This window comes from uncultured Devosia sp. (genome assembly GCF_913055165.1).
In the GTDB taxonomy this organism is placed as follows: Bacteria; Pseudomonadota; Alphaproteobacteria; order Rhizobiales; family Devosiaceae; genus Devosia.
On record NZ_CAJXJS010000119.1, the window covers coordinates 1 to 2,390 of the forward strand.

The 2,390-nt window shown below is 63.2% G+C and carries 3 protein-coding genes; all 3 read right to left on the bottom strand.

Going from position 1 to position 2,390, the window contains the following annotated elements; translation table 11 throughout:
* Positions 1-139 precede the first annotated feature (139 nt).
* Positions 140-826, bottom strand: a complete 687-nt coding sequence (locus tag QZ564_RS19120) for an ABC transporter ATP-binding protein (protein ID WP_297113551.1) — start codon at positions 824-826, stop codon at positions 140-142.
* Complete coding sequence (locus QZ564_RS19125; RefSeq protein ID WP_297113554.1) at positions 819-2,174, bottom strand: ABC transporter permease; 1,356 nt, start codon at positions 2,172-2,174, stop codon at positions 819-821. The genes QZ564_RS19120 and QZ564_RS19125 overlap by 8 nt, the downstream gene beginning before the upstream one ends.
* A gap of 14 nt (positions 2,175-2,188) precedes the next feature.
* Positions 2,189-2,390, bottom strand: a 202-nt coding sequence (locus QZ564_RS19130; RefSeq protein WP_297113557.1) for a His/Gly/Thr/Pro-type tRNA ligase C-terminal domain-containing protein, incomplete at its 5' end; no start/stop codon positions are given.

Genomic DNA, 2,390 nt, shown 5'->3' on the forward strand with positions numbered 1-2,390 from the left:
GGCTTTCCCTCCCGCCACTGGTCGCTGCAGGCCGCCCTATCGCGAGAGGAATGGGGTAATTATGTGGGAAGTTTTGGCACCGGGGATTATTTTGTGAATAGCCTACCCATCAAAGGGGCGGTCGACGTCGCATTCGCCGCTAAAGCGTGTGCGGGACCACCAGGCCGCCCTTGAGCGTCACGATGCGGTCGGCGCGGCGGGCGAGGTCGTGATTGTGGGTCGCGATGAGGGCAGCGGCGCCTTCGTTCTTGATCAGGTCCTTGAGGGCGCCGAAGACCAGGTCGCTGGTTTCCGGATCGAGATTGCCGGTTGGCTCATCGGCGAGGATGACGCGGGGATGATTGGCGGCGGCGCGGGCAATGGCGATGCGCTGCTGCTCGCCACCGGACAATTCGGCAGGGCGATGGGACGCCCGGGGTGCCACGCCCAGCAGGTCAAGCAATTCCATCGCCCTGCCCTCGGCCTTCTTCTGGTCCTGTCCGGCGATGAGCTGGGGCATGACGACGTTTTCGAGCGCCGTGAATTCGGGCAGCAGGTGGTGAAACTGATAGACATAGCCGACCGTGGAGCGCCGCAATTGGGTGCGAGCGCGATCGCCGAGCCGGCTGGTGGGCTGACCGATGATCTCGATCTCGCCGCCCTGCGGGGATTCGAGCAGGCCGCAGAGGTGCAGCAGCGTCGACTTGCCGGCGCCCGAGGGGGCGACGAGGGCCACCAATTCGCCGCTTTGGACGGTAAGGTCAGCGGCCTCAAGCACGCGGACCTGCATGTCGCCCTCGCCATAATGGCGATGGACGCCGGAGAGCTTCAAATGCGGCTTACTCATAACGCAGGGCCTCGACCGGATCATATTGCGCGGCGCGCCAGGCCGGGTAGAGCGTGGCCAGGAAGCTCAGGCCCAGCGCCATGCAGACCACCACGGTGACTTCCACTGGGTCGGTGCGGCTGGGAAGAGACGACAGGAAGAATACCTCGGGCGGAAACAACGTTACGCCGAGCAGGTTGGAGATCGAGGCGCGCAGCGCTTCGGCATTGGCTGCCACAACCAGTCCGAGCAGCGTGCCGACCAGAGTGCCGATGACGCCGATGGCGGTGCCGGTGATGGAGAAGATGCGCATGATCGCTCCCCGCGTCGCGCCCATGGTGCGCAGCACGGCGATGTCCGCGCCCTTGTCCTTCACCAGCATGATGAGGCTGGAGATGATGTTGAAGGCGGCCACGAGGATGATCATGGAAAGAATGGTGAACATCACCACCCGTTCGACCTGCAGGGCGGAGAAGAAGGTTTCGTTGCGCTGCTGCCAGTCGGTCAAAATCAGCGGCCGCACACCGGGCGCCATCTGCAGGCGCTGACGCATGAGGTTTACTTCATCGGGATCGTTGATGAAGATTTCGACGGCCGAGGCGCGGGGAACGCGTTCATAGGCGGCGTCGATCTCTTCATCCGAGGCGAGCGGGTCGAGCGGCCCCATCCCGGGCTTGAGAACCTCGTCGACCATGCGGAAATAGTCCTGCGCAGGCTCGAGCGGCATGAACATGAAAAAGCTGTCGAACTCGACCATGCCCAAATTGTAGATGACATTGACCGGGTAGGAGCGGATCTGCGGGGTGGAGCCGAAGGGCGTCATGGCACCATCGGGATTGATGATCTGCACCTGATCGCCAATGCCCACGCCCAGCGTCTGGGCCAGGCGATAGCCGATGGCGACGCCGCGACTTTCATCCCACTGGTCGAAGCCGCCCTGTTCCGCCGAATTGTAGAGCAGGTCGAGCTTTTTGAGATTCTCTTCATCCATGCCGCGCACGGACACGCCGGTGGATGAACCACGGCCGGAGGCCAGCACCTGGCCTTCCACGAAATAGACGGCAAAGCTGACGCCATCGACCTGTTCAAGCGCGGCGACGGTTTCCTTGTAATCGGTAAACTGGCTCTCGATGGGATGGGCCGTGAAGTGGCCGTTCAGGCCGAGAATCTTGTCGAGCAGCTCGCCGCGAAAGCCGTTCATTACCGACATGACGACGATGAGCGTGGCGACGCCAATGGCCACGCCAACCATGGTGAGGCTGGCAATGACCGAGATGAAGGCCTCCTTGCGGCGGGCGCGCAGATAGCGCCCGGCAATCAGCCATTCAAAACGGGCGAAGGGCCGTGTGGCACGGCCTCCCCTCGGCATTGGCGCGCTATCGGTCAAATGTCGGTCATCCGCTGCGGTTCAATCAGGCCCCTGAGGCGTTCGACGGCCCCGCTGAGTGGCAGCGTTTCGCGCTCGCCGGTCTTGCGATGCTTGATTTCAACTTCGCCCGATTTAAGGCCGCGCGGCCCCAGGATGAGCTGATAGGGAATGCCGACCAGATCGGCGGTGGCGAATTTGGAGCCGGCCGGCTGGTCG